At 25.3% G+C, this 5,526-nt stretch carries 4 protein-coding genes and 4 tRNA genes; 7 read left to right on the top strand and 1 reads right to left on the bottom strand.

Annotated features, from left to right (window positions below; all coding sequences use genetic code 11):
- Positions 1 to 511 precede the first annotated feature (511 nt).
- Genes ACRCZX_RS00370 through ACRCZX_RS00360 form a run of 3 tightly spaced genes read left to right on the top strand, consistent with a single transcriptional unit; the run spans position 512 to position 2,234 of the window.
- Positions 512 to 1,216, top strand: coding sequence for a ParA family protein (locus tag ACRCZX_RS00370; RefSeq protein WP_438580969.1), 705 nt, complete (start codon positions 512 to 514; stop codon positions 1,214 to 1,216).
- Positions 1,209 to 1,952: a hypothetical protein gene (locus ACRCZX_RS00365; RefSeq protein ID WP_438580968.1), complete on the top strand. Its 744-nt coding sequence runs from the start codon at positions 1,209 to 1,211 to the stop codon at positions 1,950 to 1,952. The genes ACRCZX_RS00370 and ACRCZX_RS00365 overlap by 8 nt, the downstream gene beginning before the upstream one ends.
- 24 nt (positions 1,953 to 1,976) lie before the next feature.
- A complete protein-coding gene (locus ACRCZX_RS00360; protein WP_438580967.1) occupies positions 1,977 to 2,234 on the top strand; it encodes a hypothetical protein in 258 nt (85 codons plus the stop codon).
- Positions 2,235 to 2,303: 69 nt separating this feature from the next.
- Here ACRCZX_RS00360 and ACRCZX_RS00355 read toward each other — a convergent pair whose 3' ends face one another.
- Entirely contained in the window at positions 2,304 to 4,304 is a 2,001-nt protein-coding gene (locus ACRCZX_RS00355; RefSeq protein WP_438580966.1) for a hypothetical protein, read from the bottom strand.
- 825 nt (positions 4,305 to 5,129) lie between these two features.
- Here ACRCZX_RS00355 and ACRCZX_RS00350 point away from each other — a divergent pair.
- The 4 genes from ACRCZX_RS00350 to ACRCZX_RS00335 all read left to right on the top strand — a co-directional run bounded on the left by ACRCZX_RS00350 (position 5,130) and on the right by ACRCZX_RS00335 (position 5,473).
- Positions 5,130 to 5,206: transfer RNA gene (locus ACRCZX_RS00350), tRNA-Pro, on the top strand.
- A 10-nt stretch (positions 5,207 to 5,216) separates the two neighbouring features.
- Positions 5,217 to 5,291: transfer RNA gene (locus ACRCZX_RS00345), tRNA-Gln, on the top strand.
- 5 nt (positions 5,292 to 5,296) lie between these two features.
- Positions 5,297 to 5,371: transfer RNA gene (locus ACRCZX_RS00340), tRNA-Glu, on the top strand.
- A 17-nt stretch (positions 5,372 to 5,388) separates the two neighbouring features.
- Positions 5,389 to 5,473, top strand: a tRNA-Tyr gene (locus ACRCZX_RS00335).
- Positions 5,474 to 5,526: the final 53 nt, after the last annotated feature.

Below are 5,526 nucleotides of genomic sequence, written 5' to 3'. Positions count from 1 at the left end.
TTTGTCGTTATTCAAATAAACCTTCTATATTTTCTACTTCTTCTCTAAATTTATCAATTCTACAATTAATAGATCTTTTTTTATATTGCGACAATTTGTCGTTATTTAAATAAACCTCCTATATTTTCTGCTTTTTCTCTAAATTTATCAATTCTACAATTAATAGATCTTTTTTTATATTGCGACAATTTGTCGTTATTTAAATAAACCTTCTATATTTTCTACTTCTTCTCTAAATTTATCAATTCTACAATTAATAGATCTTTTTTTATATTGCGACAATTTGTCGTTATTCAAATAAACCTTCTATATTTTCTACTTTTTCTCTAAATTTATCAATTCTACAATTAATAGATCTTTTTTTATATTGCGACAATTTGTCGTTATTACAATAATATATTATAATATTTTTTTCTTATACAAAAAAATTGATTATTTTTCTTTTTTAACTTATACTATAATTATTAAAAAAAGGAGGTGAAAGGCGTTACTTTTTTTAGTAGCGTTGACAATGGGGAAAATAATAACAATAAAAAACAATAAAGGTGGAGTTGGAAAATCAACTTTATCTAAAAATATTGCACACGGCTTAGCTATGCTAGATTTTAAAACTGCATTAATAACATCAGATGCTCAAAATGATAGTCTAATTCTTCTGGGTGGGTGGTTTGAAGGTGGAAAAGGATTTAAAGCTTTTGTTCAAAATGGAGAAGAGGTCCAGATTAAAATAAGAAAAAATTTAGATTATTTCCCTGTTGAAACTGACACCTTTGGTATAAATTTAAAAAATAAAATAGTGAAATCTTTTGATTTTTTAAAAGATAAATATGATTTTATAATTGTTGATTGTGCACCTGTTTTTAATGTTCTTAATGATATCATTCTTGAAATCACCGATGAAATTATCGTTCCTATCAAATTAGATAAACTAAGTACTGCTGGAATAACTAGGCTAATTGAAAAAGCTGAAGGAAATAAAATTACTCAAATCGTACCAAATCTATATAGAAACACTAAAATTTCTCGTGAATACTTTAATAGTCTCTCAGATTTTTTTAATAATACAGGAGTTACCTTAACTAAACCTATTCCTGAAAGTGTCATTGAAGAGCAACTATCAGAAAAAGGAAAAACAATTTGGGAAACTCAAGCTAAAAAAGCAGAAGATCTTCAAAATTTATATGGTGAAATTATTGGAGGAATTATAAATGGTTAATAAAAAAATGAATGTTCTTGATCGTTTAAAACAAGATTCATTTAAAAAAAAAGAAACTCATCTAAATAAACAACCAGAAATAAAAGAATTTGAAATTACTGTTATTGAAAAAGATTTTTTACCTCATACAGATGTTTTTTTTGATTATGATAATATTCAAGATTTGGAAATAAAAAAAGATTTGATGAAATATGAGTCTCTTCTTCATATTGCTAAAAGTAACTACCATACAAAAGCTGGTGAAATTTTAGAAGAAGCAAATAATAAATATTCAAGTAATAAAAATGGAACATTTGGTGTTTGGTTAGATCATATGAAAATTGGAAAAAAAAATGCCGAAAGATTAATCAACCGTTTTAGATTTATGAAAACTTTCTGCTTATCAATAGAAGATGAAATTTACTTTGAATCTCTTCCTCTTTCTTTAACTTATGAAATATCATTACCAAATGCAAATAAAGATCTTGTTGATGCTGTTTTAAACAAACAAATAAAGACGAGGAAAGAATATATTTCTTTAAAAGATAACTTTAAAACAAATGTTTTCAAAGAATCCGAAATTGATTCTATACAAAAATTATTCAACAAACTAAATTTAAATATTTCAACATTAATTGAAAATAAAATGGAATCTTCAAATTTGGATTCAACTAAAGCTAAAACTGTGTACGAAAAAATAGCAATGCTTAATAATGAAATTAAAACTTTACTGAGCGAAATAGAAAGAACAAACTAAAAAGTTATTAAAGGAGACTTACTTATGAAATTATTTAATTATGCTGATTTTTATTATGTAATAGAACATAACAACGAATATTTTGAATTTGAAATTGAAGATGATTTTTTAGATTCAATATCTGAAGAGTTAGATATCGATAACTTTGATATTATTAATATGACTGAACTTTCTGAAGGTAATTTTGAAGTTTTAATCAAAACACCTGAAAATGAAGAAAGAAAATATAATTATCCACTTTCTAACGAAAGAAAAAGTTATGTTTTATCTGTTACAAAATAATATTTAAAGTATAAAAATAGCAGAGTCGACCGACTCTGCTATTTTTATACTTTGCAACACAAATGGACATTATTTTAATGAACTTATTTTTATTATACTTTCTTCATCTTCGTTATATTCTAATGTAACATGTAATAATCCTAATTCTCCTTCAAAGAATTTTGTTATATTTAATAATCTAATTATTTTATTAACCTCTTTGATATTTTCACCCTCTAAAATATCAAGTATATCTAGTTGGAACATCGACATATTTCTATATTGTTTTTTAACTTCTATATTTTTAGCCGCTTCTGCTGTATTTATCTCTTTAATATCATCTTTTGGATTATTGACCTTATATGATGTATCTATTTTAATTTCTATATTTTTAATTTCTTTTACTTTTTCTACTTTTGGCAAAATAACTTCTACTAATTCTATTTTTTCATTTGAATTAAAACTATTAGAAGTATCTTCAATATTCATTGCCGTTTGTGCTGTATACTTACTAAGGTTTTTAGACAAATAATCTTTTACTAATTTATCCCTTGCTGCACTAAAGGCCATTTTTTGAATTTTACCTTCTATACCACACATGAGGATGTAATCTCTATAAGCATCTTTTTCTATTTCCATTTTTGTTTCAATAGAAGCTCCAATTAAAAAATTTTGAACTTCTAAATAATTTTCTAATTCATTATTATTCTTTTCTAAATCTTGTTTATCTGAATCCACCAATCTTAATTTTTCATTTTTAACCTTCTCTGATGTAGTGTTTTTCTTTTGAACTATGTAATCTTCTGCCCAACCTTTTAACAAGGCTTGTATTATATAACTTCTTATATTGCTAACTCTTTGTATTTTTACATATTCTGCTACAAGTTTTATATGTTCGTATCCATATTGTCTTATACCATCTTTAATTACTTTTGGTAAAGTTTTTAACTCTTTAGCTTTAGATGGTAAAATTTTGAAAATCTCTTCTACTTTTTCATTTGTTGGAATTCTATCCACAGTTTCAGCTTTAACAGCTTGGAATTGCTCATTCCCATCATTTAATAAATCCACTCCACTATCAGTATGAGTTATCAATAAATTATCAAAGTGATTTTTATCATCAAAAAAATAAGTTTGTTTTAATTCATTGTGTGTTTCATTAAAGAAAAATTCAAATTCTGATTCCATCCACTTACTATTTTTTATAAGAGTATAGTCTTCAATTAAGTTCATTTTTTTTAACTCTTGGCAACTTTTATCTATAATTTTTATTGTTCTACCTATTTTTTGAATATTTTCACTCAAAGGAATTCTTTTTATTAAATTCATAGAAAGTACTTTTATATACATTCTATTAAATCTTAATTTATTTATTAACATATATAATGCTCTTGTTATTGGATTTTCCATACTTAATAATAATTGAGAATCATACACTAAATAACCTTTTCTAATTATGTTATCATAGAAATGTGACGATATAGATACTTTAATAACTTCTTTTATTCTTCTATCTGTAAATAATTCTTTTTCTGATTCATGGGCTTGTTTTACAGAAATCATATGAATATTCATTATATTTGTATTTATTTGTTCTTCTATAATACCCTTTATTTTATTAGAATACAGAGAATTTTTAAATGTATAACTTGTTTGGGATAATCTCAATAAAGCTTTAGAAATTCTTCCATAAAATCCTTTAAACGAGTCTTGTGCAATTCCCATATTTGTTAAAATTTCACTTATTGTGGTATAAAACATATTATTATACCTTTTATCTCTCATTATTTTTAACAAGGCTATAAATACTCTTTCTTCTAATTCACCAGGAATATAATCTCCTGAAGTTGGATTAACTTGAATATATGCTTCTTTAGATCTATTAAAAAAATATCTTATTATTTGATTTTTCTTTTTACTAGTACTTTTAGTAAACAATGGATATTCAATCATATTTATATCAATTCTAACCAAACTATGGTTTTTTTCATTTTCAATTTCAGAAACATCCAAAAATTTCTCTACTATTTCACTTGGACCTGTATCAATAACTTCATTTCTAGGAATGTCAAATTTCTTCAGTTTTTTCATTTTCACCAGCCCTTTTATGTTGTATACTTTTTTCTTTTCCTTTTCCTAATTTATATTTTACAATAAAAAAGGAGTATTTTCAAGCATTTTTCCCTCTTATGTTGTATAAAATCTACTTTTATAAGTAGTTATTTCAAATAATTTATTTCTTTAGTATATAGAAGCGGACATTTTTGTTATCAATAAAAAGCACAGCAGTAAAGGTCATAACAATACAACAGAAGTGGCTTTTATATACAGCATCTACGGTCAGAGATATACAACATCTACGGTCAGAGATATACAACACCGACGGTTATTCATTTTTTTTTATCAATTTCATTTAAGCCTTAATTTATATAGCTTTTTAAGCTTTAATTTTGTTTTTTTGAAAAATACAACAATATAAACACTATAAACAAATAAAACAACTATAAACAATCCTTTTTTTAAATTAACTTTAAATTTTAAAAATTATAAATTTAAATATAATCAAATTAAAATTATTTAATATATATTTTAAAATATTTTAAAAATTAATTTAGACTATTCTAAGAATATCTTTAGATTAATTATAATCAAACCAATTAAAATTATTTTATTAAAAAAAACTATATAACTATTTTAATTAATTAATATCTTAGATAATCGTTAAATCTAAATTATATTTTAACTATTTTATAAGATTAATATTTAAAAACTAAAAATTTTTTAAAAACATCTAATATGTAATATTTTATCTAATCTAAAAATATTTAAAAAAAATAAAATTCTTTGTTGACAGAATACAAAACTTATGGTACTATTATTTTTGTCAGCTACAAATGTTGACGAAACAAAATAGTACGGAATATAGCGCAGTCCGGTAGCGCACCTGCCTTGGGAGCAGGGGGCCGCAAGTTCGAATCTTGCTATTCCGACCATTTAAATTATTGGGGTGTCGCCAAGCGGTAAGGCAACAGACTTTGACTCTGTCATGCGTTGGTTCGAATCCAGCTACCCCAGCCATATTTGCCCCGTTCGTTCAACGGTTAGGACAATAGATTTTCACTCTATAGACAGGGGTTCGATTCCCCTACGGGGTACCAAATAAATTTTATAAGATGGTGAGGTTCCCGAGCGGCCAAAGGGATCAGACTGTAAATCTGACGGCTCTGCCTTCGAAGGTTCGAATCCTTCTCTCACCACCATATGCCGCTTTAGCTCACCTGGTAGAGCAACTGACTTGTAATCAGTAGGTAAT

The sequence above is a fragment of the Cetobacterium sp. genome, from assembly GCF_051658645.1.
Taxonomy (GTDB): domain Bacteria; phylum Fusobacteriota; class Fusobacteriia; order Fusobacteriales; family Fusobacteriaceae; genus Cetobacterium_A.
Note: the sequence above shows the minus strand (reverse complement) of the source record. Positions and strands in the feature narration are given on the sequence as shown.

Excerpts from the sequence above, each read along its gene's own strand:
- ACRCZX_RS00370 (WP_438580969.1), top strand. The coding sequence starts at position 512 with ATGGGGAAAATAATAACAATAAAAAACAATAAAGGTGGAGTTGGAAAA.
- ACRCZX_RS00365 (WP_438580968.1), top strand. The coding sequence starts at position 1,209 with ATGGTTAATAAAAAAATGAATGTTCTTGATCGTTTAAAACAAGATTCA.
- ACRCZX_RS00360 (WP_438580967.1), top strand. The coding sequence starts at position 1,977 with ATGAAATTATTTAATTATGCTGATTTTTATTATGTAATAGAACATAAC.
- ACRCZX_RS00355 (WP_438580966.1), bottom strand. The coding sequence starts at position 4,304 with ATGAAAAAACTGAAGAAATTTGACATTCCTAGAAATGAAGTTATTGAT.